The organism is Luteolibacter arcticus, assembly GCF_025950235.1.
GTDB lineage: Bacteria > Verrucomicrobiota > Verrucomicrobiia > Verrucomicrobiales > Akkermansiaceae > Haloferula > Haloferula arctica.
This window is the reverse complement of record NZ_JAPDDT010000017.1, coordinates 85029-109523: the sequence shown is the minus strand read 5'-3', so window position 1 is coordinate 109523 and position 24495 is coordinate 85029. Positions and strand designations below refer to the sequence as shown.

Below are 24495 nucleotides of genomic sequence, written 5' to 3'. Positions count from 1 at the left end.
CAGGTTTCTGTCGGGTTCTGCTGGGAAATCTCGTTACTTCTTCGCCGTGCGCTGGATTCGCGGCTGTGACTCACGAAGCCCCACGAAAGGGTGGGCGCGGCAACTTCTGGGGCAGTGCAAGGTTTCGCAGCCGGGCGGTGCGGTGGTGGCATCGTGCCGTCTGCGTTGCTTCCCGTTTTCCCTGACTTCATTTCATGAAACCCAATGCTTCTCGATTTTTCCGCTTCGCCGTGGTGGTTCCGGCTTTGCTTGGACTTTTAAACTCGGTTTCCGCGGCTCCGAGGCCTTGGGCGCTGGTGGGGAGTGCGGCGCCGTTTGAGGCGGAGTATGTGGGGATGGTGAAGGGGGCGGTGACGTTGCAGGGGACGGGTGGAGTGCGGAAGGACTTTGCGATCGAGAAGTTCAGTCCGGAGGATCAGGTGTTTTTGTTCGAGATGGAGGCGGGGAATGGGCGGCCGTTTTCGTTTCCGAAGCAGACGGCGTTGACGACGAAGGGCGGTTACAAGGCGGGGACGCTGGCGAAGCCGGGGGAGAAGGTGGTGGAGCTGGGGGGCGGGTCGGAATTGCACGTGACGGAGCCGGTGAGCTTGTTGGCGGGTGGGTTCAATTTCACGTCGCCAGATGCGTGGCTGGTCTTCGACCAGGTGCCGGCGTCGAAGGTGTCGGCGGAGTTTCTGGAGAAGATCCGGGTGTATGGTTCGCCGGCGGAGCTGGGGAAGAATGTGCGGGTGTCGCAGTATGGGGCGGGGGCGGTGGTGATCCCGCATGGGGCGGATTTCCCGGCGATGACGGTGTTCCTGGCGAAGGGTTGTACGGGGGCGGCGATGCCGCTGAAGTGCCATGATCAGGAGGCGGTGATCGAGGGGATGGCGGTGGGGTCATTCCGCCTGAAGCGCGGCTACATGGCGACAATCGCGCAGAACAAGGATGGCACGGGGGTGAGCCGGAACTATGTGGCGCAAGATCACGATCTGGAGGTCTCGTCGCTGCCGGCGGGGCTGGATCAGGGGATCGGCTTTCTGCGGGTCTTCCCGTGGCGGTGGACGAACAAGAAGGGGATCGCGGGCGGGATTCACCAGGGGCTGAATCTCGGGTGGTTCTACGACTGGAACATTTCGACGAATTCCTCGGCGGACATGGAGTATGTGCCGATCAAGCAGAAGCGCTATTGGCCGGGGCTGAATCAGGATTGGAAGGCGCGGGGGTCGCTGCACTTGCTCGGCTTCAATGAACCGGACAAGGCGGACCAGGCGAAGATGTCGGTGGATGAGGCGATCCAGGGTTGGCCGGAGTTGTTGAAGACGGGGCTGCGGCTGGGTTCGCCATCGACATCGGATGGCGGGTTGAACTGGCTGTATCAATTCATGGACAAGGCGGACGCGGCGGGGCTGCGGGTGGATTTCGTGGCGGTGCACTATTACCGGGCGCATCCGAATCCGGGTGATGCGAAGGGGGCGGCGCAGCAGTTCCATGACTTCCTGAAGGGCATCCATGAGCGGACGAAGCGGCCGCTATGGGTGACGGAGTGGAACAACGGGGCGAACTGGACGACCGCGCCGGACCCGGATGCCAAGCAGCAGCGGGATGCGATCCGGGAGATGATCGAGATGCTGGACAAGACGCCGTTTGTGGAGCGTTACGCGCTTTACAACTGGGTGGAGGAAGTGCGGGAGCTCAAGCGGAAGGATAACTCGTTGACGCCGGCGGGTGAGGTGTACCGGGATCAGGTTTCGCCGCTGGGGTACGTGCAGGAGAAGGCGGGGAGGTGAGGGGAGGAAGTCGGAGGTCGGAGGTCGGAGGAAGAGGGGTGAACCGCCAAGACGCGAAGTTCGCCAAGGAAGGCGGGGGTGGATGGAGCGGTGAGGACGGTGTGGTCAGTGTGGTCAGTGTGGTCAGTGTGGTCGGTGTGGTCGGTGTGGTCGGTGTGGTCGGTGTGGTCGGTGCTGGGAGCGAGGTCGGTGGAGGAGGGGATGAACCGCCAAGTCGCCAAGGTCGCCAAGTGGGGAAAGCGATCTCCCCCGGGAGCGCCGGTATTCAGACCGGCCTGAACGCTCCTCGATGCCCAAACATGCGATGCGGACCTGTGATCCTCTGAGGGGAAAGCATCCGGTGCTTCCCCGCAGTAGGTGGTGGGTTTGCCGGATTTGCCGGGCGGGATAAATCCCAATGCCTTTAAGGATTGGAAAAAAGCATGACCGCGGATTACGCGGATAGCGCTGATAATAAGAGACATGGAAACTGGCAGGCCAGATACCTCCAAGCTCCCGGCATCGCTCTCGGTGCCACTTTATCCATCCGTGCTATCCGTGCAATCGGCGGTAAATCCATTCAACCTGATCCTCGGTTCCCTCTCCGTGCGTCCAATCCTTAAAGGCATTGGGATAAATCCCGCGTTCCCAGTGGGCGGTGACGTCTCGGGTGCCTTTCTTGCGCTTGCTCTGGGCAGGTACACGATGCGGACCTGTGATCCTGGGGGGAAAGCATCTGGTGCTTCCCCGCAGCAGGGCTGCTGGCTTCGGGCGGCAGCAGGGCTGCGCGCAGTCCGGCTCTCCGACCACTGGGGTGGGCTCGGGATTGTGTGCCGGGAGCGGGGGGCTGGAGGTCGGCTTTGAAGGACCGTTCGGGCCGGTCTGAAGACCGGCGCTCCCGGGTTGCGGGGGGGCTCCTTCCGGGTGGCGGGGCGGCTTGGAACCGGACACGGAAAAGCCCGTCTGTCTCCGATTTGACTCGAGGCAGACGGGCTTTGGGGAGGTAAAGGGCGAGCGCGCCCGGTGCAACTCTCGGAGCTTTTCCGAGGGAAACACCGGTGGCTTGGTGGACGTCAGGGATTGGTCACGGTCACCTGCAGGAAGCCCTTGCTGGTGGTGCCATTCGATCCGCCGAGGCTGAAGGAGCGGTATTCGTAGGTGACGCCGCCTTGGACCAGTGGATTGGGGGCACCGGCCGGGATGATCGTGGTGACGGGATTGACCGTGACTGGGAAGGTGACGAGGTCGGTGGTGCCGCGGACGGTGATGCCGAAGCCTTCGAAGTTGACCGATGAGGTCGGCGATCCTGCGGGGAAGGCGGGTGTGCCCTGCGGCACCGCGATGGTCATGATCAGCTCCTTCTCGCTGCCAACGTCCTCGCTGTCGGCGATCATGGAGTAGATCTTCGGATTGTTGCTGCCGTTGAGCGGGTGACCGCCGAGGATGTATTCGGTGCCGTTTTCGGAGCCGTCATTGTCGGCATTCTGTGCGACACCGTCGTTCACACCGGCGGTGAGGCTTAGAGCAGTCGCCCAACTGGAGTAACCATTGGATCCGATGGTGAGGGTAAGGACGCCGGTGGCTTCGCTGAATTTCCAGGTGTTGGCTCCGTCCACCTTGGTCCAGACGTTGGCGCTCTGGGTGAAGTCGACGACGCTGAAGTTGTCGGTGAAGGTTTCGGTGAGTGAGCCGAGGTTGACCAAGGTCCAGGTGTTGCCGTTGCCGATGCTTGCGCCGGCGAGGTCGATGACGAAGTCGCCGTCGAGGGTGAGGGTGCCCGCGCCACCGATGGAGTTGGTCAGGCTAGGCGGCCCCGGGGTGAAGCGGAGCTGGGCATTGTCGGCGAGGGTCAGGGCGGTATTGACCGTGACGTTGCCGGTGAAGGTATTGGCACCGCCGAGGGTGAGGGCTCCGCCGCCGACCGTGAGTGCGGTCTTGTGGGTGGGGCCATTCTGGATCGCACCATTGAAGGTGGTGGTGCCGGTGGTGGTCAGCGTGGAGTCGGTGGCGCCGCTGTTGGTAACGGTGGCGGCGTTGGCCCCCTTGGTCAGGCCGGCCAGGGATTGGCTGAAGCCCGCCAGGTCGAGGATGGCTGCTCCGCTGGCACCGATATCCACGGTGGCGGCGGTGGGGATGGCGTTGTTCGCGCCCACCTTTACGGTTCCCTGCTGGACTGCGAGGGCGGCGTAGCTGCTGGCGGGATTGGTGAATGCCACGATGCCGTTGCGAACCTTGACCGGAACGGACGAGGTGACGGCGCCGGCGACGGTGAGCGTTCCACCGCCGGTGGCGAAGTGGCCGCCGATGGTGGTGTCCGCGGGGATGTTGATCGCGCCGGAGTAGGTGGCATCGCCGGTCGGGACATGAAGCGTACCTTGGGCGGTGAAGCTGGAGCCGCCAAGGGTAAGGGCATTGGCGACATTCACTCCGTTGCCCAACTGCACCTGCACGCCCGCGACTGCGGCAGTGCTGACCGCGCCGGTGCCGAAGGCGGTGCTGCTCTTCGCCAGCACTCGTCCCAAGGTGACGGTGGTTCCACCGGTGTAGTCGTTGGCACCGCCGAGGGCGAGTCCACCGCTGAGGACATTGAAGCCGCCGGGACCGCTCACGACGCCATCAAGGGTGATGAAGTCGTCGGCAAAGGCGACGCCGGTGGTGGTGGTCCCGCTGGCGAGATTGACCGTGCCGGTGAAGGCGGCCGGGGCCGGGTTTCCCCCTTCGTAATAGAGTGCGCCCTTGGCACCAACGCCGTCTCCGCCATGGAAGGTGAGGTTGTTTACGATGGGGTTGGCATTATTGCCGTAGAACCACAGCGATCCGCCGCTGGCGATATCGATCGGGGCGGTGCCGCGGTCAGCGGGGACGTTGATGTCCAATCCCATCGCGCCGGAGACGACGTTGATCTGGCTCACATCATTGAGCGTGCCGTTCAGGTAGAAACGGGCGAGACCGGTGTTCGCGATGTTCAGCGCGTGGTTGTTGCCGTTCAGCGTGCCGGTGAAGCAGATCTGGCCGTTCAGGTTCGCGACCGAGCCGGCGGCCGCATTGCTGAGGGTGGACGCAGCGTTCAGGGTGATCAGCGGGGCGTAGGTAAAGTCCGCGGCTGCTCCGAGGTTTATCTGGAAGGTGCTGCCGCCCAAGGCAATGGCGCCGGTATTGGCGTCGCCCGCGGTGGTGGTGATCTGCAGTGTGCCCGCATTGACGGTGGTGCCGCCGGTGTAGGAGTTCACGCCGCCGAGGATCTGGGTGCCCGGTCCGCTCTTGGTGACCGCGCCATTGCCGCTGATCACGTAGTTGGCAGTGCTCGTGCCGAAGCGGTTGTAGGCGAGGGTGCCCTCATTGGCCACGCCGCTGGTTCCGGAGATGGTGCCGTCGTGACCGGTGGTGCCGTCGCCGAGGGTGAGCGTTGCGCCGTTCTCGATGGTGGTGAGCCCGGTGTAGGTGTTGGCATTGGTGATGACCAGCGAGCCGCTGCCGCTCTTGGTCAGGGGACCGGTGCCCGCGATGCCGAAGGCGCCGGTGCTGCCGAGGGTGTAGCTCTTGGACGAGTTGGCGAAGGTGGTGGCCGCGGGGCTAACGTTTGCGGCGGAGACGTTGACGTCGGTGGTGCCGGTGGTCACCGAGTCGTCGAAGAGCACGACATCTCCCTCAATGTAGTCGGTGGTGGCTCCGCCGGTGATCAGTCGCCAGTTTTTGGCGGCACCGGTGTTGCCCACCACCCAGTTGCCGCTGTCGAGGCCGGTCCACTTGGGTGAGTTCGCGGTGACGTTCAGGGTCAGGGTGTTGCCGGCTTGGGCCAGGGTGCCGCTACTGCGGGTACCCAAGCTGAACGGTGCGCCGGTGAAGGTGCCGCCGCCGCCGAACGATGAGTAGCCGATCAACTGGTGTGCTCCGGACGGCAGATTGCCACCGTTGAGGATGTTGACGCCCACCGTGCCGCTGGCGGTCAGGGCACCGGTGGAGATCAGCGGGGTGGAGGCGCTGTAGTTGAGCGAATTGAAGTCGAAGGTCAGGGTGCTGCCGCTTGCCAGTCCGAGGGAGGTGGAAAGGAGAGGCGTGGTGGTGGTATCAAAGGCTTTGATGCTGAGTCCCGCGGGGGCTGCCACGGAAAGGGAGCCGATGGAGGACTGCTTGGCGGTGAATGCCAGGGTGCCGGTGTTGACCGTGCTGGCACCGGTGAAGACGTTGGCTCCGGAGAGGGTCAGGATGCCTGCGCCGTTCTTGGTGAGGCCTCCGCCGCCGTTCTGCAGATCCTGGCCGATGGTGATGTCGAAAGTGTTGGAATCGATGACCGCGCCCAGGGGATCGACGAAGGCCTGGGTCAGCCCGGTCATGAACGTGGTGCTGCTGCCGCTGGCCTTGAGCGTGCCGCCGTTGAAGTTGAAATTGGCGGTGCCGGCCCCTTTGGAAACCATTCCGACCTGAAGGGTGCCACCATTGAGATTGACGGTGCCGGTGGCGATCGAGCCTACCGCGAGCCGCAGGTTGTGAGTGCCGACGTTCACGACGCCGCTATTCGAGACGGTCAAGGTTCCCGCCGCGGTGCCAGTCCCCGTCCAACCTTCGCCGACGATCATGCCGCCGGTGGAGGAATTGAAGGTGCCGCCGCTTACCTCCAGGAGGCCGGTGGAGCCGCCGCTTCCCGCGATGGTGGTGAAGCCAAAACCGGTGGCGGCATTCACGACGCCGTCGGAAAGTTTGTAGGTACCATTCCCGAAGCGACCGATGCCGACATAACCGGCGTAGCCCGCCGTTCCCCCGGTCTGGTTCACGAGGCCGGTTGCGCCCCCATCGAGGCCGATCCGGATTTCGCCGGTGGAGGCTGTGAGAGAACCGCTTTGCAGATTGATGGTGCCGTTGCTGCCGGAATCCAGGCCGAGCCCGATATTGCCACCGCTGCCATCCCCGCCATCGCCGGCGTTGCTCGCGGTGATGGCACCGCCATTGATCGTGACCGTGCCGGTTCCCCCGCCATTGAATGGCCCGCCGCCGACATAAAGCTGGCCGGTGGTGAAGGTGCCGCCGGATGCGTTGAGGATTCCCGTTCCTCCCGTACGGCCGACGAAGGTCCAGTTGCCACTGCCGGTCGCGGCGGTGCCGGCGGTCTGATCAAGGCGACCGGTGATTCCGGTGCCGCTGCCGATCATGAGGTCCACCGGAGTGAACGGTGAATTGGCGCTGATGACGGGGAAGACTCCCACGGCGGCGGTGTTGATGAAGAAATTGCCCGAAGGGTTCGCGGGATCGGAACTCCAGTTCGCGGCGGTGCCCCAATTCTGGCTGGTGTCGCCCACCCAAGTGGCATCGGCGTAGGCGCTTTGGGTCGCGATTCCCACCATGGAAAAACCGAGCCCGAGGCGGAGGTAGGTGGCATAGGACATCCGGAGATCGGCGAGACGGAACATTTGGTTCTTCATCGTTTAATTGGGTTTCAAATGGTGGAGCGGCGCGATTGCGCCGGAGGGTTCCAGTATCGAAAGGAGCGGAAACGCCCGTCAGAACCCGACACCCGAAAACGGAAATTTTTTCGACGTGGCTGATTGGCCCCATTGAGGAGTGCAAAGTGAAATGGAGGGCGTGTTTGACTGGTCAAATCACGCATATCCGGGAGGGACTCTCGGATGCCGGCGCTCGAAGGCGAAAAGCACCAAGGTGGTCGCCGCCAAGCATTCAGACGCGCCCGGCGTGAATCACCACGCCGGGCGTTGTCGTGTCGGGGCGGCTTTGTCGAGTGAACGCCGGGGGCCTTCAACTGCTGCGATCATTCGCAGCTTTTGAGCGAATGGTGGGCCTAGCCGTTTTCTCGGATGGAGCGGCCTGGTCGGGATCGCTGCATGCCACCGGAGTGGATGGCCTTATCGTTCATTCGGAAAGCTGCGGATGACCGCAGCAGTCCAAGGGCGGCTGCGCCGCGGTCAAGGGGCGGGCGTTAGCGGTGGACTTCGACGCGCATGAAGCGCTTCGGGTGGTCGGGGTCGGGAATCAGATGGATGTCCTCGGCTTGGACGGACTTGAGCGGTGGCTCACCGGTTTCCTGAACGGTGGCGCCTGCGGCGACGGCGGCGAAGGGCTCGCCATTGGTGCTGGTGGCGATGGGTGTCCACGAGCCGGCGAGGTCGTCCGCGGCGACGACGGAGATGGTGATGTCATCGGCTGCGGTATTGCGGCGGAAGGCGATGCGGAGCTTGTTGCCGACCTGGGAAACCTGCGGCGAGACGGTGGTGTCCGAGTCATTCGGATCTGAGCCGAGCGCGTATTCGACGAGGTTTGGAAGGCCGTCCTTGTCGCCGTCCAGTGTGTCGCCGGAGACGGCGGGATTGTCCCACTCGGCACCGAAGTGAGTCTGACGCCAGAGGTCGGTGGGGGAGGTGCCGACCTCGGAGTTCGGCGTGAAGACGACGGACACCGCCGTGGCACTCTGCTGGAACGTGAAGGTGCCGTAGTCGACGACCGCGCGGCCGCCGGGATCGGTGGTGATGGTGCCGAGGGCGAAGTCGCCGGTCTTGTTAGACCCGCTCAGCATGTTCCAGGTGTGCGGCTGCGTCCAGAAGCTGTCGGTGAAGTTCACCGTGCTGCCGGCGGCATTGAGGATGAGGTCGATGACGGCACCGGTGGTGACGTTCACGGTCCCGGCGGTGATGCGATTGGCGGTGCCGACGAGGTCGCTGTTAGAAGGCAGGCTCCAGCGGACGCGCGCGCCGTTATCATAAGAGAGGGCGCCGCCGACCGTCTGCGTGCCGGCGGGATTGCCCGGTGCATGGATGGCTCCGGTGGCGAAGGAGAGGGTGCCATTGACGGTGCCGGAGCCACTGAGAGTCGCGGCGTTGGCGACGGTCACCGCGCTGGCGGCGGCGAGGGAACCGGTGAGGTGGAGCGTGCCGGCGTTGATCGTGGTGGGACCGGTGTAGGTGTTGGTGTTGCTCAGGAGCAGGGTGCCGGTGCCGTTGCTTTTCACCAGTGCGGAGACGCCTTCATTGGTGAGGTCGGTGATGGTGCCGCTGAAGGTGAGGGTCTTCCCGGCCGAGACCTCGACGGTGTTATTGGTGCCAAGGCCGACGTTGGCCGCGGTGACGGTGGAGTTGTCGGTCGCGACCAGCTTGCCGCCGGTCACCCGCTTGAAGTTCCATGATCCCCAGGCAGGGCTGGCAGCCCCCGCGAGGGTGCCGCCATTGAGAGTGACGGTGCCGACGTTCACATCGATATTGGCGGCACTGGTCGTCATGGTGCCGCCGGCATTCACGGTGATGGGTTTGGTTTGCGTGCCGTCCCAGCCGAAGAGTGCGTTCGCGCTGGTGCGCAGGGTCCCGCCATTGTTGACGGTGACGCCGCTGACGTAGCTGAGTGCCCGGTCGGTCGCGGCGTTGGCGGCATTCGCGAAGAGCGTGCCGCCATTGATGGTGACGCTGCCGGAGAAGGTATTGGCGGCGAAGAGTGTCGTGGTGCCGGTGTTGTTCTTGATGAAGGTGCCGTTGCCCGAGAGCGCGCCGGCGAAGGCTTGGTTGGCGGTGGTATTGAGATCGAGTGTGGCATTGATAACGACGGGCATGGGCGTGTCGCCATTGTTGAAGCGACCGGCTCCATCCAGTCGCAGCACGCCGCCACTGATGACCATCTCGCCGACGTGCGAGTTGTTCGGATGGGTGAGGACGAGCGTGCCGGTGTTCTCCTTGATGAGGATGCCGGCCACGGGGTTCGGGAAGATCGGAACGGTCTGCAACGCGGCACCGGAGGAGTCGCTGGATAGCGGCACGGCGACGGTCAGGGTGGTGCCGGGAGCAACATTGAAGAGTCCCGCGCTGGCACCGATGCGGATGCCGCGGTTGGCGTCGTCGAGAATGGTGTTGGCGGTCGTGTAGAGGATGCCGCGGTTGAGTGTGAGTTGGTCTGCGGTGAAGGAGGCGGGGTTGGCACCGAGGCGGGCTTCCGAGTTGATCGAGAGACCGCTGAAACGCCCGTCGCCGACCTTCATCTTGCCGGTGAAGGTGGTATTGGTGCCGCTGAGGGTGACGGTGTTGTTGACGCAGAGAAGTGAGCCATTGCCGCTGAGGTTCGTCGCAAGATTGATGGGTCCATTGGCGGCTCGCACGAGGGTCTCAGCGGCCTCCGCATTGAGCGTGCCCGCGAGGGTGAAAGTGCCCGAGCCGGCATTGAGGATCTCGCCATCGGTGCCAGCGAGGGTGAGGTTGTTTGCGGTGATGGTGTTGTTGCTGGTTCCTTTCCAGGTGATGCCGCCGCCGGTGAGCTTCAGCGACTGGCCGGCGAAGGTGCGCGAGGTGCCATCGGCCGGGGTACGCAGGCGGAAGCCGAAGGTCTCGTAGGTTTTCCCTGCGCTGGGCGCGAGGCCATCGCTCCAACGGCCTGCGGCGTTGAACGAGGTCTGGCCGATCGGATCGTCGCCGGTGAGATTGGCGCTGGTGGTGGTGCGGTTGGGGCCGAGGCGTGCATTGGCGGCGACCTGGTCCCGGGTCATTGCGACATTGCTGATGCGCACCTCGGAGTACTCGCAGTTGGCAAAGGCGTCGCCCGCGTAGGCCGAGCGGCCGAGCCAATTGTTCACGTCCGGGAATGACGAAAGCGCGTAGCCGACATCGAGGAAGGCGATTTCGTCGCCATCGCGATACCAGATCCAGCGCCCGCTGCTCGCGCCGGTGCTGGTGTAGGTGATGGCGTAGTGATGAAGGGCGCCGGTGGCCGTTGGCAAGTCGCTGTCGAGCGAGACCGTGGCTCCGCCGACGATGGATTCGAAGCGTTGTGCGTCGAGATTGGTGCCGCGCGCTGCGGTCAAGGTCAGGTAGTTGGCGGTGCCGTTGTTGAAGTCGAGCATGCGTGCCCAGTTCTGCACCGAGAGGGTCTTCGCCCAGATTTCGACCGTGGCACTGGTGTAGCTGGAAAGCACGCCGGCGGGCAGTTGCAAGTAGGCCGCGCCGCTGCCGGATGCGCCGCCGGGGATACGCAGGCCGGTGCCGGTGAAGGTCGCGCCGCTTCCTTGAACGGTGGCGAGGGCCGAGCCGGAAGCGGTGTCGGTGACGGTGGTTCCCGCCGGTGCGTTGCCAGCCGCCTGATTGAAGGACCAGCGGCGGACCACGCTGCTGAGATTCGGTGCGGCGATCACGCGGCCGTAGCTATCGGCCACGCCCTGGGCGGTGTTGCTGATCAGAAACGCATTGTCGCCGCCATTTGCCGCGCCGCCGAGGCAGCTTGTTTCTCCGATCAATCTTGCCCCGTTAAGCCAGATGTTAGGATTGGAGTAAAAGTAGGGCGGAGTCGCACCGCCGCCCTCGCAGTAGTTGTGCATCATGATCGTCTTCGAGCCGGGAGTGGCCCGCCCGCCGCGGTGGTCACAGCCGTAGTTGTGCCCCGCGAGTTCATGGGCGACGATGGCCGACCAGAATTGCCCGGGATCGAAACACGAATAGCGACCCGGCTGCTGGGCGACGGCAGCGGCACCATCGGCGGTGGAGACGCAGATAAAGGTCACGAGGTCGGCACCGCGGGCATTGCCAGCATCCACGACGTCGGAAAGGCGGGAGTCATAGTTTGCCATCCAACCGACGAAGCCGCCTTTTGACGTGCGCTGGTAGCTGTACTGCGAGGCCTGATGGTAGCCGACAATCCGCACCCGCGCACCCGTGCCGCTGCGTTCATTGATGAGGTTGCTGCCGGCGACGGCATTTAGCGCGAGGACGTTCGCATTGTCCTGGCCACCCACGGCGGAGGCGTGCGTTTGATCATAGGCCACCAGCAGATCCGCCTCGGCGGCTGCCTTGGCCGGGCCGCTGGCTGCGATGAAGAGGAGACCTGTTAGAGCAAGCAGCGTGGTGCGCATGGAAAAGGGCAAGGAGGGAGCTTTCACTTGGAAGGAGAGGGGATGACCGGGAGGGTTTTGATGGACTCGGCTCCGGGCACGGTGAGGTATTTCTCCGGGTCGAAGCTGGCGACGAGGATCTCGCCCTTCTCGCGCGGGTGGCCTTGCAGGAAGACGCCGTCATCGGGCGATACCACGGTGAAGGCCTCGCGACCGTGAATGAAAGCCAGCGTCACGAGTGACTTCCGGTGTCCGGCGACGTGTCCGCCAAAGGTGCCGCTTAGTCCGGACGGGTCCACGTTCTCGCTGGTCACTTCCACCTGAACCTCCTGCCCATCGAGGCCGGGAAGGGTGAGCTGGCGCACCGGCTCGCCGGTCGCGCGCGCCTGCTCGACGAGGTCCCAAGCGGGCTTTGTCCGGTAAACGAGCTGACGCTTTTTGATGCGGTCATTCTCCTCGACAAGCCGGACGAACTCGTCGGGATTGTGAGCGATCTTTTCGATCACCGTGGGCAAGGTGGCGTCGCCTTCGGTCCACTCGTGCGTGGCGCTACTGCGGGAGACGGGCAGCGGGCGCAGCACCACTTCTGCCGGTGTCGAAGGGGTCTGTGGGTCGCGGGAAGTCTTGGATCTCACCGTGGCCGGGGATTCATGGGATGAGTCCGGCTGGTGGTTCATGACGCTGACCGTCACTGCGACGAGCAGGATCGCGCCTAGCGCGATCGGCATGGCGGCGAGGCGCCTACGAGAAGATGAAGATGGCTGGGACATGGGTTTGAAAGGGACCGGGTTCGTCCTTGAGCTGCCAATTGGGCAAGGCGGCAGTCTCAGTTTAAGAATCGGATTTTCCCGCACGAACCCGACATCCGGGTTGAAGTAATTCGGCAGCAGGGCGCGGCGGAAGAAGAGGCCGCGTTCAAGCGTTCTCACCCAAGGCGGCTTGTTTTAAACCTCCCGCGGCTGGTGTGAGAGATGGGCGTTCCGTTTCTTCCCTTGAACGGAGAGGGCCGAATCCCTAACCAAGGAAGATCCATTTCCCATGAAGAAACTACTTTTGCTGAGCCTCGCTGCCGGATTGCTGCAATCCTGTGTCTCTTCCTCGTCCTTGCCTGATCCCGTGACCTCGAACCATGTGGCGACCGAGGGTGCGGGGTTCATGATGCATGGCCAGCCCCGGAAGGTTCACTACTCGGTGTCCTATACGTTCCGCGATCTGAAGCCGGGAGCCTATACGGCTCAGGTGGAGTTCGAGAATCCCGGTGGGAGCGGGCAGCCGATTCGCGTGACCAAGCGGTTCAGCTATCCCGTCAAGAGCCTGAATGTGGAGTCGCCGGCTCTCACGCGCATCCGGTCGGGACAGAACTACAATGTCCGGCTTGTGCTCCATCAGGGCAGCGCTTCCGGCCCGGTCGTCGATACACATTCCCAACAGGTGAACTTCGGAGTGCCCAAGGCGATGGCGGCGCAGATGGGAGTCGCGACGCAGATTGATTGAAGACCGGCACCAAGATAGGCTTCCCGCCATTTGGAGTGTTCAGGAGTGGTGCTGCGCCCGGTGGGAGAAACCCATGATCCCCTTGCCGGACGCAGCGACCGGTCACCGTGCGAAAGCCCGAGCACGGCATCCGGAAACCCTATCGAGCACGACGATCGAACCCGCACCCGATGGCTGCGCTCGATTGGACAAGCGCGGTCGCGACGTGAAACCCGACGCGAAAAAGTGAGTCGTCGCCGGATTGGTTGGAACACGTGCAAGGCGGAGGGGCGGGACGCCCCTCCAACGGACTGGGGCAAGATGCCCCAGCTACTTGGCTACTGGCTATGCTGCCATTTGAAACGACGGCGATGGACAGCCGCCGCACTCGCGGTTAAGTATGGGAAACCCTTCTTTGAACGACATCCGCCGTATCCTCGAAGCGGCCAGCCAAAATGGCGGGCAGGTTTCGTCCGAGTTGTTGCCGCTCGTTTATGACGAGTTGCGTGCGCTTGCAGCACGTGGGCTCGCTTCCGAACGGGAAGGGCAGACCTTGCAGGCGACCGCCCTGGTGCATGAGGCATGGCTGCGGTTGTCCGGTGAGGAGGAGATGAAGTGGAACGACCGCGCGCACTTTTTCCGCGCGGCGGCGCAGTCGATGCGGCGCATCCTCGTCGACCGGGCGCGTGCCAAGGCGAGCCTCAAGCGCGGTGAGGGTAAGGAGGTGCTCGATATCCAGGACCTCGACATCGAGGGGCCGTCGGTAGACGAGCGGGTGCTGCTGGTGGATGAGATGATGGACCGGATGGAAGAGCGCGACCCGGACAGCGCGAGGGTGATCACGCTCAAGTTTTTCGGCGGGCTGACCAACAAGGAGATCGCCGAGATGGATGGCGTGGCCGAGCGGACCATCGAACGCCAATGGGCGTATGCGCGGGCGAAGCTGCTGCAGATGATCCGGGACGAGGCGTGATCGAACGGGGTTCTGAAAAGTAAATCACCCCTGTCGGGTGAGCGCGTCGGAATCCGCTGATAGTGGAAGAGGTCCGCGCGATTCGCGGACGAGATTACCCTGACGAAGATTCGAGCGATCCGATTGGCAGCTTATTTGGTAGCGGCGAAACATGGCGCGACATCCTGATGCGACATTTTCCGGAAGACCTCCCGGGCAAGCGAGGCCACACTTGGAGATTGCCAAGGGCCCCGGCTTACGGCGTTCGTCAAAGGCGGTCCCGATGGAACCCTTCCTCGAAAAAGTCCTGTTCTCCGCAGCGACCGGCTTTTCCAAGCCGGAGGAGCAGCAGCGCTTTCTAGAGTTCGTGGCGACATCGGACCCGGGCGTGCGCCAGCAGCTCGAGGATCTGTTAGGGCTGGAGCCGACCGCGGAGAGCTTCTTCGACCTGCAGCCGGAACTGGGACCCGAAGGGAGCGGCACGGAGGCCGTGTCGGGAGGGAACGAGGGGATCGGTGGAGCGATCGGCCGCTACCGGCTGATCGAGCGCATCGGGGAGGGCGGCTGCGGTGTGGTTTATCTGGCCGAGCAGCAAGAGCCGGTGAAGCGGAAGGTGGCGCTCAAGATCATCCGGCTGGGCATGGACACGGAGAACGTGATCGCCCGCTTCCGGGCCGAGCGGCAGGCGCTGGCGCTAATGGATCATCCCAATATCGCGCGCGTGCTGGATGCCGGAGCGACGGGATCAGGGCGGCCTTACTTCGTAATGGAGCTCGTGGACGGCGAGAGGATCACTGACTTCTGCACGATGCATGGCCTGGACCTCCGCAAGCGGCTGGAGCTATTCGTGAAGGTTTGCCAGGCGATCCAGCACGCCCACCAGAAGGGCGTGATTCATCGCGACATCAAGCCATCCAACGTGCTGGTGCGGCAGCACGATGGGGTGCCGGAGCCGAAGGTGATCGACTTCGGCATCGCCAAGGCGACGGGAGGGAGTTCCGGGGGCGATGTGACTTTCACGGTGGCCGGCCAGTTTGTCGGCACGCCGGCCTACATGAGTCCGGAGCAAGCGGAAGGCGGGGTGGACATCGACACCCGCAGCGACATCTACAGCCTGGGCGTGATGCTTTACGAGTTGGTCGCCGGGCGGCCGCCGTTCGAGGCGAAGCGGCTGACGCAGTCGGGCATCGAGGAAACTCGGCGGATCCTGCGCGAGGAAGAACCGCCGCCGCCATCGGTGGTGGCGGGCGAGGGCAGGGGCGGGGATCTCGACTGGATCGTGATCAAGGCGATGGCGAAAGAGCGCAAGCGGCGCTACGACACGGCCAACGGCCTGTCCGCCGATGTGATCCGGGTCTTGAACGACGAGCCGGTGATGGCGCGTCCACCGAGCCGCAGCTACCGGCTGGGCAAACTGGTGAGACGTAACAAGATCGTCTTCGCCGCGGGCAGTGTCGCGGTGATCGCGCTGGTGGCGGGTTTCGGTGTTTCGACGCGGTTGTTCTTCCTCGAGAAGGCGGCCCGCGAGGAGCAGGCGCGGCTGAACCGCGTGGCCGAAGAAGCCCGCGTGGTGGAGACGGGGTTGCGCGAAGCGGCGGAATTTCGCGAGCAGGTTGCGCAGGCGGCGGTGCAGCTTGGCCGCGGTAACATCGAGGAGGCGGACAAGCTGCTGGGAGGAATCCCGGTGGCCCGCACTCCCGTGTCTCTGGAGGCCGCCGAGAGTTATCGCAAGATGGCGGACTGGCACTGGGCTGCGGGTCGCCCGGGACCGGCGGCCGATCGCTTCGCGTCCATCGTCCACGCTCGGGCGGCGGTCGATGATTCCGATGACAACAGCGTCTCGTTTCACATCATGCCGGCGGCTTCGGCCTTGTGCTACGCCGGCAAGTTGGGCGAGTACGATGAGTTCCGCGAGTTTGCGATCCAGCGGTTTTCCGGCACGAAGAATCCGCAGGTGGCGGAGCAGTTGTTGAAGGCGTCGCTCCTGAGGCCAGCCAGCCCGGAGACCCTCCAGAAGCTCCAAGGGGTGGCGAGCTTCGTCGAATCGGCGGTGAATGAGACCGAGGGCTGGATTGGCAGCAGTCCCTATCTGGCCAGTTGGAGTTGCTTTGTGCTCGGGTTGAAATGCTATCGGGAGGGCGATTTCAAGCAGGCCACGGCATGGCTTCACCGGAGTCTTTCCTATCCGCTGGACAATCCCTCGAAAGATACATCCGTGCGGCTGATTCTGGCGATGATCGACAGCCTTGAAGGCCGCAAGGCGAACGCGCTGCTCGGCATCCAGATGTCGCAGGATGTCATCGAGAAGAATACCGGCGGGAGCGAGGTCATCCGGGATGGGGAGGGTGGCTATTGGTTCGACTGGGTGAATGCGAAGCTGCTTTTAGACGAGGCGCTGCGTTCGCTGGGTCCGTGATGGGGCTTTGGCGGATCTGTGGGTGCTGATTCCTGCTCCCAGGCGTGCAAATTGCGGGCTGGAGCAGGGCCGAGGGGGAATGTGTGCGCCAAATCGAGGCGAAATCCGGGACATTGTCGGGTTCCTAGGCCAGAATCCGTTAATCCCTCAGGAGCCGGATTCCCGGCTGAACCCCGCCGCGCCCAGGCGAACCCAAACCCATGCCCGCCTTGCCTTCATTCCTGCGCCGTGCCGCGCTGTGCCTGTTCTGGTCATTCTCGGGTCTCGCCGGGGGGCAGACGCTCGACAATGAGAAGGCCACCTACGCCACGCTGACTTCCGCGACGGTGACGATGACGGGGCATTCCGAGCTCCACGTGACCGGCACTGGTGATCCGATCCCGGGATGCATCATTCACCTGAACTCCGAGGACTCGTGGGTCTTCTTTCCCAATATCGCGCCGGCGACCGTGGTCTCAAACCTGGTCTCCCGCGTGCGGGTGAACGGTGCCACGGCGGTGGCGGATACGAATGTGCGGGTCGTCCAATACGTGAACGGCGCGGTGGTCATCCCGCAGCCGCCGGGCTTCCGGCCGCTGGAGGTCTTCACGGGCACGCAGATGACCGGGACTGCGGCGAAGCTTGCCACCTATACGGGCTACAACAATGCGGGGCTCGGCATCTTCGCCGACAAGATCCGCTCCTTCATCCTCAAGCGCGGCTACACCGCCACCTTCGCGGCGAATGAGGACGGCACGGTTTCCAGCCGGAACTTCGTCGCGCAGGACAGCGATCTCGAGGTGTCCTTCATGCCTGCCGGCCTGGACGGCACGGTCAGCTTCGTGCGCGTCTATCCGTGGCGGTGGGTCAGCAAGAAGGGCTCGTGCGATGTCGATCCCGTCGCGCTGAACGCGAAGTGGCACTACAACTGGAGCAACAGCCAGAACTCCGCGCGGAACTGGGAGTATGTGCCGATCAAGCAGCAGCCCTTTTGGCCGGGTCTCGGCGGCGTGGGCGACTATCGGAACCAACAGGTCAGCCACGTGCTGGGTTTCAACGAGCCTAACAACAATGTGGAAGACGCTTGGAAGAACCTGAACCCCCAGGGCTCGGTTTCCGACGCCGTGGGCCGCTGGAACGAACTGCTGGGGACCGGCCTGCGCGTCGGTGCGCCCGCCGTCACCGATGGCGGCTCCTCGTGGATCGTCGATTTCATGAATCAGGCGAATGCCGCGGGCAAGCGGGTCGACTATGTGCCGGTCCACTACTACCGGAGCTACTCCGGCAACAGCCCGTCCGGCGCGACCACCGCGATGTACAATTTCCTCAAGAGCATCTATGACGCCACGGGAAAGCCGATCTGGGTGACCGAGTTCAACAACGGTGCCAACTGGACCGACAACGCCCACGATCCCGATGCCACGCAGAACCGGAACGTGATCGAGGCGATGGTGACGATGATGGATAACACGCCGTGGATCGAGCGCTACGCGGTGTATAGCAATGTCGAGTGGTTCCGCGACACGCACTACGAGGATGGCAGCCTCACGCCGATGGGCACGATGTATCGCGATCGACTCTCGCCGATGGCTTATCAGCAGGTGGTGCCGAACACCGGGTCCTCCGGGAATGCCAGCTACCTCTTCGAAGACAGCATCCGCGATACCCAGAGCGGCAACAACCCGCTGGTCTATGGCACGCCAAAGCACGTGGCCGGCAAGCACGGCAAGGCGCTCTCGCTGGATGGCACGGATGACTATCTAGCACTGCCCGGCCGGCTCGGCGACAGCAACGACTTCTCCTTTGGCGGCTGGGTGAAGTGGAACGGCGGCAACCAGTGGCAGCGGATCTTCGACCTAGGCAACGGGCAGGCCAGCAACATGTTTCTCACGCCGAGGTCCGGGGGCAACACGCTGCGCTTCACGATCAAGTATAACAACGGGGCGGAGCAGCAGCTCAATACGACCCAGCTCACGGCGGGTGTGTGGACTCACCTTGCCGTGACGATTTCCGGTGATACCGGCAAGCTCTTCGTGAATGGCGGCCTGGTGAACACCAACCCGGCGATGACTTACAATCCCTCGCAGCTCGGCACCGAGACGAACTACCTGGGCAAGAGCCAGTATCCGGATGCGCTGTTCGGTGGTTTGTTAGACGACACGCGCTTCTTCAATTACGCGTTGAGCGATGCGCAGGTGACGGCGCTTGCCGGGTCCACGGCGCCGCAGCTCGTCGCCTCGCCGACGATCGGCAGCCCGGTGGTGGATCAGGTTTTCACTGGAAGCCTCGCCTCCCAACTCGCTGTCGGCAGCCCTGCGGCGACTTTCAGCAAGCTCGGCGGTCCGGCATGGCTTGCCGTCGCGGCTGATGGTTCGTTGTTCGGTGTGCCGCGCATCGCCGATGCGGGACCGAGCCAGTTGTTCATTCGTGCGACTTCGGCCGGTGGGGCGGTGAGCGATGTGCTTATTCCGATCAACGTGGGTGGTGCCGATCCGCTCGCGCGCTACGCATTCAACAACAGCGCGCTCGCCACCGCGGGCATCGCGAATGCCACCGTTGCTGGTGGGGCGGCCTATGTCGCGGGCCAGAAGGGTCAGGCCATCGATCTCGACGGCACTGACGATCATGTCGTGCTTCCCGGGGGCATCGCTTCGGGAGACGAGATCACCCTTGCCACCTGGGTGCAGTGGGACGGTGGTGCAAACTGGCAGCGCATCTTCGACTTCGGCACTGGCACCGGCAGCTATCTCTTCCTCACGCCGAAGTCGGGAACGAACACGCTGCGGTTCGTGATCCTGAACAATGGCACGGAGAAGGTGGTCGAGACCGGGGCTCTCACTGCCGGGGCCTGGACTCATGTGGCAGTGACGCTCGGTGGCGGGACCGGGAAACTCTATGTCAATGGGACGCTCGCCGACACCGAACCGGGCATCACGATCAAACCGTCGGACATCCGGCCCACGCTGAACTATCTCGGTCGTAGCATGTTTGCTGCGGATCCTTACTTCAACGGCCGCATCGAAGAGTTCAATGTCTTTCATCGGGTGCTCACCGCGACGGAGATCAACACGCTGCGAAACGGCAATGCGCCGACGGTCACCATCAATCCGCGCGTGCTTGTCGCGGCCACGGTGGGAAGTCCCTATGAAGCGTCATTGGGGGGTGCCGCCACCGTTTCTCCGGGCAGCATCACTTGGTCGAAGGTCGGCGGCCCTGCTTGGCTGGGTGTGGAGTCGGATGGACGCATCTCCGGTGTTCCTAGTAGTTCCGACAGCGGCACTTTGCCTTTCCGGGTCCGTGCCACTACAAGTGGTCTCCTTGCGACGGATCTCGATCTGACTCTCCATGTCCAGCCAGCCGCCGATCTGCGGGTCCATTTGGAGTTCGACGGCAATGCGAGTGGCTCGGTTGGAGCGATCCATGCGAGCACGACCGGCTCGCCGAGCTATACTGCCGGTGTTTTCGATCAGGCCGTGGATCTGGATGGAACCGATGACTTCCTGCAGCTTCCCGTCGGTATCGCTTCCGATCTCACGGATTGCACCTTTGCCGTGCGCTTCCGATGGGATGGAGGGAATGCGTGGCAGCGGATTTTCGACTTCGGCAACAACACCACGCAGAATTTCTTCCTCACCCCCGGGTCTAGCGGCGGCACCTTGCGCTTCACGATCACCACCACGGGGAATACCGCTCCGCAGTTCATCGAGACCGCGGCACCGGCGGTCGGCGAGTGGACCCATGTGGCTGTCGTGCTCTCGGGGAATACCGGCACGATGTATGTGAATGGCGTGGCGGCTGCGAGCGGCGCGATCACCATCGATCCCGCCCAGATCGCGCCGGCAGTGAACTATCTCGGCAAGAGCCAGTGGCCCGATCCGCTTTTCAATGGGGCCATCGATGACTTCCGCATCTTCGCTCGCGCGCTGGATGCGACCGAGGTGAAGGCGATGGCAGTTCCTCCCGCTGCGGTCGCCGTTCCACGCGGCTACCATTGGTGGGCGATCCAGCAGTCGTTTCCGGTAGGGGAGGGCGGGGCGGAATTCGATGCGGATGGGGACGGGCTTTCCAACATCATCGAGTGGCTCCAAGGCTCTGATCCAAGCTCGGGTGGGAGTGGCCAAATGCCGTCGGCGAGTCGCTTGTCCGCCGAGGCAGTGGGCCTTGCCGGTGAAAAGAGCTACCTCGGCTTCAGCTTCCGCATTCGCAAGGATCGGCCGGGTGTTACCTTGATTCCGGAAGGTGCTGCGACGCTGGCGGAGCTTGTAACGCCTGCTGCGGCGGCCAATATCAGCGAAGCGGGGCCGGCGCTCGATGATGGGGACTTCGAGATCTTCACCTGGTACTATGAGGTGCCGATCGAGGATGCCGCCACGGGCTTCGCGCGGCTGCGCGTGGTGCAGGAGTGAGGGGGGTGTCGATCGCGGACACGGCGGGTATTCCCGCACACGTTCCGACTTGGTGTGGGTTGTTAGGTGACGCGGTGTGCTTCGAGCCTGGCTAGAATCCCCTCCGGGATTCCTTTTGCTTTCCCTTTGGTCCGGTGGTCTTTGCCGCTCTGCGGCTGCGACCACCGGCTACTGGCTGCGATCCCTCCGGGATCGATGGGCTTCGGCATCTTTCAATTCGTGGGAACGCTGCCGGGCATCCATTGGGTAGAGATTCATGGGGCGGAACGAAACGCATGAGATGGTCGTCATGCGCCGTATCCACCCTCGGCACTGACGACCGCGCCGGTGACATAGGAGGCGTCAGGGCTAGCGAGGAAGGTCGCGACCGCGGCGATTTCTTCCAGCTTGCCAAATCGCTGGATGGCCAGCGTGGGGAAGAGGAATTCGGCCACGCCGGCTTCGGCGGCCATTTCGGTTTCCATCAGGCCGGCTTGCACGACATTGACGGTGATCTTGCGCGGGCCGAGGTCGCGGGCCGCGCCCTTCGAGTAGCCGGTGACCGCAGCCTTGGTGCCGGCGTAGTCGGCTGCGCCGGGAAAGCCGACGCGCGAGCTGACACCGGAGCCGATGGTGATGATGCGCCCGCCTTCCGGCAGAACCTGGGCCGCCGCGCGAATGCAGGCGATCACGCCGTGGACATTGATCGCCCACATGCGGTCGAGCGCCGCGTGATCCTGGTCCATCTCGGGCGAGCCGACGAGCTTGCCCTGCACGGCGACGGCGGCGTTGTTCACCAGGATATCGAGTCCGCCGAGATCGGCGACGACTCTTTGAATCACGGCTGCCGCCTGGGTGGGATCGCCTTGGTCGGTCTGGATGGCGATGGCCCGCACTCCCTTTGCTTGCAGGGAGGTGACGACTTCATCGGCTTTGGCCGCGGACGAGGCGTAGGTGATGGCGATATCGGCACCGCGGTCTGCCAGCGCATGGGCGATGGCGACCCCGAGGCCGCGGGAGGCTCCGGTGACGAGCGCGACCTTTCCCTGCAAGTTCTTCTCCGGCGTGCTCATGGTGGTCAGTGGCTGGCGCTAAATTGGGGGCTTGGCCGGGGCGAAGGAGTTGCGATCTGTTCGATACCGCGGTGTAGGTCCGGCCCGGCTGGAATCCCCTCCGGGGTTCCTTTCGCTTTCCGTTTTGGTCCGGTGGTCTTCGCCGCTGCGCGGCTTCGACCACCGGCTACTCGCTGGGATCCCTCCGGGATCGCTGGAGCATGATTTGATTCGGGACCTTGGATCGTTAGCCTAACCGGGCTTCCATGGTAATCTCGGCATTCAGCACCTTGGAGACGGGGCAGCCGGCCTTGGCCTTGGCGGCGAGGTCCTGGAAAGTGGCGTCATCGATGCCGGGGATGGTGGCGGTGACGTCGAGGTGGCTGGCGGTGATGGCGAAGCCGCCGTCCTTGGGCTCCAGCGAGATCGTCGCGGTGGTGGCGATCTTGTCAGGCGTGAAGCCGGCCATGCCGAGGATCATCGAGAAGGCCATCGAGAAGCAGCCTGCGTGGGCGGCGCCGATGAGTTCCTCGGGGTTGGTGCCCTGCTCGCCTTCGAAGCGGGTCTTGAAGGAGTAGGGCTTCTCGACGAGGGCGCCGGAGCCGGTGCTGAGGATGCCGGACCCTTCCTTGAGGGATCCCTGCCATTGGGCGGATGCTTTTTGTTTCATGGTTGTACTTCTTTGGGGTTGGGGAAAAGATCGCGGATGTGACCGGATCATTGCCGGAGAGAAGAGCACGCGTCCGCCATCCTGCAAGGGGCTTTCCTGTCTCCGGCCTTCGGAAACGGCTCAGGCTCAGGGCCCGTCGGTCACGGTTGCCGGGGGATTTGGCACGGCCTTCCACAATGCCCACGAAATGAGATTGGCGAGCGTGAACCAGATGGCGGCGACGATATAGACCAGCCTTCTCCTTGCGGCGTACTCGGCCATGATGTCGCTGAAGGAAAGGAACGAGGTGGAAGCACCGGGACTCCCGTCGGCAATCTCCATCAGGACATTTCCTTCATGCCCGCTCTGATAGAGCAGTGCCAAGGGCCGGTCCCGGGGGATTCTGGCACCGAGTTGCTGGATTGGTTCGGGGTTGGGATCGCGATGGAAGAAGAACTCTCCCGCCGGGCTCTGGACCCGGAGTTCGAAGTAGTCCGAGCGCCTGGTGCCCTGATGCTCCGTGGTCCAGATGCGCGCGGGCGTGAAGGTGGCGCTTTGGAAATCCGAGCGAGACTGGCCGGGGTCGGGAGAGAAGGTCCGGGCGATTACGACGATGCCAACGGGTAACATCCATGCGACGAGGAGATATTTCGCCAGGGTCGGGAGATGCATGGTTCGATGGATTACTGCAAGTCTAGTGGCGAGTCCGATACTTCGAATAGAGCTGGGCCTCTGAGCGGATCGCATTCTGGCGGATGCCGAGCCGCTTGGCGATCGACTCGACACGGCGATGCAGGGAGCCATGGGAGGATGTTTCCTTGTTCGGCTCGGTGAGCACCCAACCGAGGAAGGAATCGAGACGGAAGCCGGCGGCCATCGCGTAGCGGGCTCCGGCGATGTCGGCCTTCAGCTCGACGTCAGGATTGGTGTCGGTGTGCGCGCCAAGCTGTTCGGTCATGTGCGCGAACTCGTGGCCGAAGAGGAATGCCCAGGTATTCGCGGGCAGTTTCTTCGCAGCGATGGGATGGATGAAGATGGTGCAGTCCGCGAGGGTGCCGCGGATCCTGACCAAGGGGCCGGGGTTTTCTCCATGCCGGAGACGCCAGTGGATCTTGCGGCCGGAGGCGCGCGCGACTTCACCGGCGATGGCCTGGAGCTCGGCGAAGTTCGCTGCCGGTCGATAGCGCGGGTCGGGGCGGGCCTGCATTCCCCGCCGGATGGGGGCGGGTGCGGCCTTTCTCGCCGGCGCGACGGCGGAGGGGCGTCCGCTGTGAGCCGGAGCGGTCTTGGGGGTGCCTGGATTCGAAGGTGGTCCGGGATCTCTCGCGAAGGAGGGAAGGACCAGTGCCGCCATCAGGGCGATGACCGGCAGCAGGGCTTGCCGGGGCGGGCTGGGAATGAAGGAGTTCGTCGTCATGGTTGGGCTTCAATAGAGTCGATAAATCCTGGAACGAAAGGGAAATGGCCGGGGCGGGGAGGGTTGTTGGTTTTCGTGAATCGGGAAGATTGTGAAGTGTGGGGCTAACGTGAAAGTCTTCCGCATGCGGCGTAGTCGACTGGTGTATGCTGGATGGATTGCGGTGACGATTGCGGCGGGGCTGGTGTCTCGATCGTCGCGGGCGGCATCGTTCCTTCCGGACTTCATCAGGAGCTATGCGGGGGACACGCTGTGGGCATTGATGGTGTTCTTGATCCTGGGGTTCCTATTTCCGCGCGCGAAGACCGGCGTGATCGGTTTGGCGGCGCTGGGGATTTCGTTCGGAGTGGAGATCAGCCAGCTCTATGAGGCGGAGTGGATCAACCGGATCCGGGCGACACGGGTCGGCGGCTTGGTGTTGGGGAGGGGATGGGTGACGACGGATTTGCTGTGCTACGCGGTGGGCGTGGGGCTGGGGGTGATGGGCGAAATTTGGAAGAAGTGCCGAGTGAGCAGTGATAGGTGATCGGTGGAAAGGCCGAGAAGGGGGTCGAGGGCAGTTGGCGGTCCTCACCCCGCTGTAGCGGCGCGGCCGCTCCGCTAGGTGAGATGAAGGGGA

Annotated in this window: 13 protein-coding genes; 6 read left to right on the top strand and 7 right to left on the bottom strand. The window is 63.7% G+C overall.

The features are described 5' to 3' along the window. The first annotated feature begins 194 nt into the window (after positions 1 to 194). The gene (locus OKA05_RS24850; protein WP_264489915.1) at positions 195 to 1769 is read left to right on the top strand and encodes a glycosyl hydrolase; all 1575 of its coding nucleotides are present in this window, start codon (positions 195 to 197) and stop codon (positions 1767 to 1769) included. 1052 nt (positions 1770 to 2821) lie between these two features. On the opposite strand, the gene OKA05_RS24845 is transcribed toward OKA05_RS24850, so the two are convergent. The 3 genes from OKA05_RS24845 to OKA05_RS24835 form a co-directional block, all read right to left on the bottom strand. After that, positions 2822 to 7165 (bottom strand): beta strand repeat-containing protein, encoded by a 4344-nt coding sequence (locus OKA05_RS24845; protein WP_264489914.1) that lies wholly within the window; start codon positions 7163 to 7165, stop codon positions 2822 to 2824. Between the two features lie 512 nt (positions 7166 to 7677). Next, positions 7678 to 11574: an autotransporter-associated beta strand repeat-containing protein gene (locus OKA05_RS24840; protein WP_264489913.1), complete on the bottom strand. Its 3897-nt coding sequence runs from the start codon at positions 11572 to 11574 to the stop codon at positions 7678 to 7680. A 23-nt stretch (positions 11575 to 11597) separates the two neighbouring features. Next, positions 11598 to 12281 (bottom strand): hypothetical protein, encoded by a 684-nt coding sequence (locus tag OKA05_RS24835; RefSeq protein ID WP_264489912.1) that lies wholly within the window; start codon positions 12279 to 12281, stop codon positions 11598 to 11600. A gap of 310 nt (positions 12282 to 12591) precedes the next feature. Between OKA05_RS24835 and OKA05_RS24830 the strand changes: the two genes are divergently transcribed. From OKA05_RS24830 to OKA05_RS24815, 4 genes are all read left to right on the top strand, one after another. Further along, positions 12592 to 13047: a hypothetical protein gene (locus OKA05_RS24830; protein ID WP_264489911.1), complete on the top strand. Its 456-nt coding sequence runs from the start codon at positions 12592 to 12594 to the stop codon at positions 13045 to 13047. Between the two features lie 394 nt (positions 13048 to 13441). Continuing rightward, positions 13442 to 13999, top strand: coding sequence for an ECF-type sigma factor (locus OKA05_RS24825; RefSeq protein ID WP_264489910.1), 558 nt, complete (start codon positions 13442 to 13444; stop codon positions 13997 to 13999). Between the two features lie 262 nt (positions 14000 to 14261). Continuing rightward, entirely contained in the window at positions 14262 to 16394 is a 2133-nt protein-coding gene (locus tag OKA05_RS24820; protein WP_264489909.1) for a serine/threonine protein kinase, read from the top strand. A 200-nt stretch (positions 16395 to 16594) separates the two neighbouring features. Further along, on the top strand, positions 16595 to 20779 hold the full coding sequence (locus OKA05_RS24815) for a LamG-like jellyroll fold domain-containing protein (protein WP_264489908.1): 4185 nt from the start codon (positions 16595 to 16597) through the stop codon (positions 20777 to 20779). Between the two features lie 287 nt (positions 20780 to 21066). Here the strand turns inward: OKA05_RS24815 and OKA05_RS24810 are convergent, their stop codons facing one another. The 4 genes from OKA05_RS24810 to OKA05_RS24795 form a co-directional block, all read right to left on the bottom strand. Beyond that, positions 21067 to 21831, bottom strand: a complete 765-nt coding sequence (locus OKA05_RS24810; protein ID WP_264489907.1) for an SDR family NAD(P)-dependent oxidoreductase — start codon at positions 21829 to 21831, stop codon at positions 21067 to 21069. A gap of 226 nt (positions 21832 to 22057) precedes the next feature. Continuing rightward, a complete protein-coding gene (locus tag OKA05_RS24805) occupies positions 22058 to 22480 on the bottom strand; it encodes an OsmC family protein (RefSeq protein WP_264489906.1) in 423 nt (140 codons plus the stop codon). Positions 22481 to 22606: 126 nt separating this feature from the next. Further along, on the bottom strand, positions 22607 to 23131 hold the full coding sequence (locus OKA05_RS24800) for a hypothetical protein (protein ID WP_264489905.1): 525 nt from the start codon (positions 23129 to 23131) through the stop codon (positions 22607 to 22609). 22 nt (positions 23132 to 23153) lie between these two features. Then, positions 23154 to 23876: a hypothetical protein gene (locus OKA05_RS24795; protein WP_264489904.1), complete on the bottom strand. Its 723-nt coding sequence runs from the start codon at positions 23874 to 23876 to the stop codon at positions 23154 to 23156. A 109-nt stretch (positions 23877 to 23985) separates the two neighbouring features. Between OKA05_RS24795 and OKA05_RS24790 the strand changes: the two genes are divergently transcribed. After that, positions 23986 to 24402 carry a ribosomal maturation YjgA family protein gene (locus OKA05_RS24790; RefSeq protein WP_264489903.1) on the top strand — a complete coding sequence of 139 codons (417 nt, stop codon included), beginning with the start codon at positions 23986 to 23988 and terminating at the stop codon, positions 24400 to 24402. The last annotated feature ends 93 nt before the right edge of the window (positions 24403 to 24495 follow it).

Bases quoted from the DNA above. Each gene is read 5' to 3' on its own strand.
- OKA05_RS24850 (WP_264489915.1), top strand. From the start codon at position 195: ATGAAACCCAATGCTTCTCGATTTTTCCGCTTCGCCGTGGTGGTTCCG.
- OKA05_RS24795 (WP_264489904.1), bottom strand. From the start codon at position 23,876: ATGACGACGAACTCCTTCATTCCCAGCCCGCCCCGGCAAGCCCTGCTG.
- OKA05_RS24805 (WP_264489906.1), bottom strand. From the start codon at position 22,480: ATGAAACAAAAAGCATCCGCCCAATGGCAGGGATCCCTCAAGGAAGGG.
- OKA05_RS24800 (WP_264489905.1), bottom strand. From the start codon at position 23,131: ATGCATCTCCCGACCCTGGCGAAATATCTCCTCGTCGCATGGATGTTA.
- OKA05_RS24845 (WP_264489914.1), bottom strand. From the start codon at position 7,165: ATGAAGAACCAAATGTTCCGTCTCGCCGATCTCCGGATGTCCTATGCC.
- OKA05_RS24830 (WP_264489911.1), top strand. From the start codon at position 12,592: ATGAAGAAACTACTTTTGCTGAGCCTCGCTGCCGGATTGCTGCAATCC.
- OKA05_RS24810 (WP_264489907.1), bottom strand. From the start codon at position 21,831: ATGAGCACGCCGGAGAAGAACTTGCAGGGAAAGGTCGCGCTCGTCACC.
- OKA05_RS24840 (WP_264489913.1), bottom strand. From the start codon at position 11,574: ATGCGCACCACGCTGCTTGCTCTAACAGGTCTCCTCTTCATCGCAGCC.
- OKA05_RS24815 (WP_264489908.1), top strand. From the start codon at position 16,595: ATGCCCGCCTTGCCTTCATTCCTGCGCCGTGCCGCGCTGTGCCTGTTC.
- OKA05_RS24835 (WP_264489912.1), bottom strand. From the start codon at position 12,281: ATGCCGATCGCGCTAGGCGCGATCCTGCTCGTCGCAGTGACGGTCAGC.
- OKA05_RS24820 (WP_264489909.1), top strand. From the start codon at position 14,262: ATGGAACCCTTCCTCGAAAAAGTCCTGTTCTCCGCAGCGACCGGCTTT.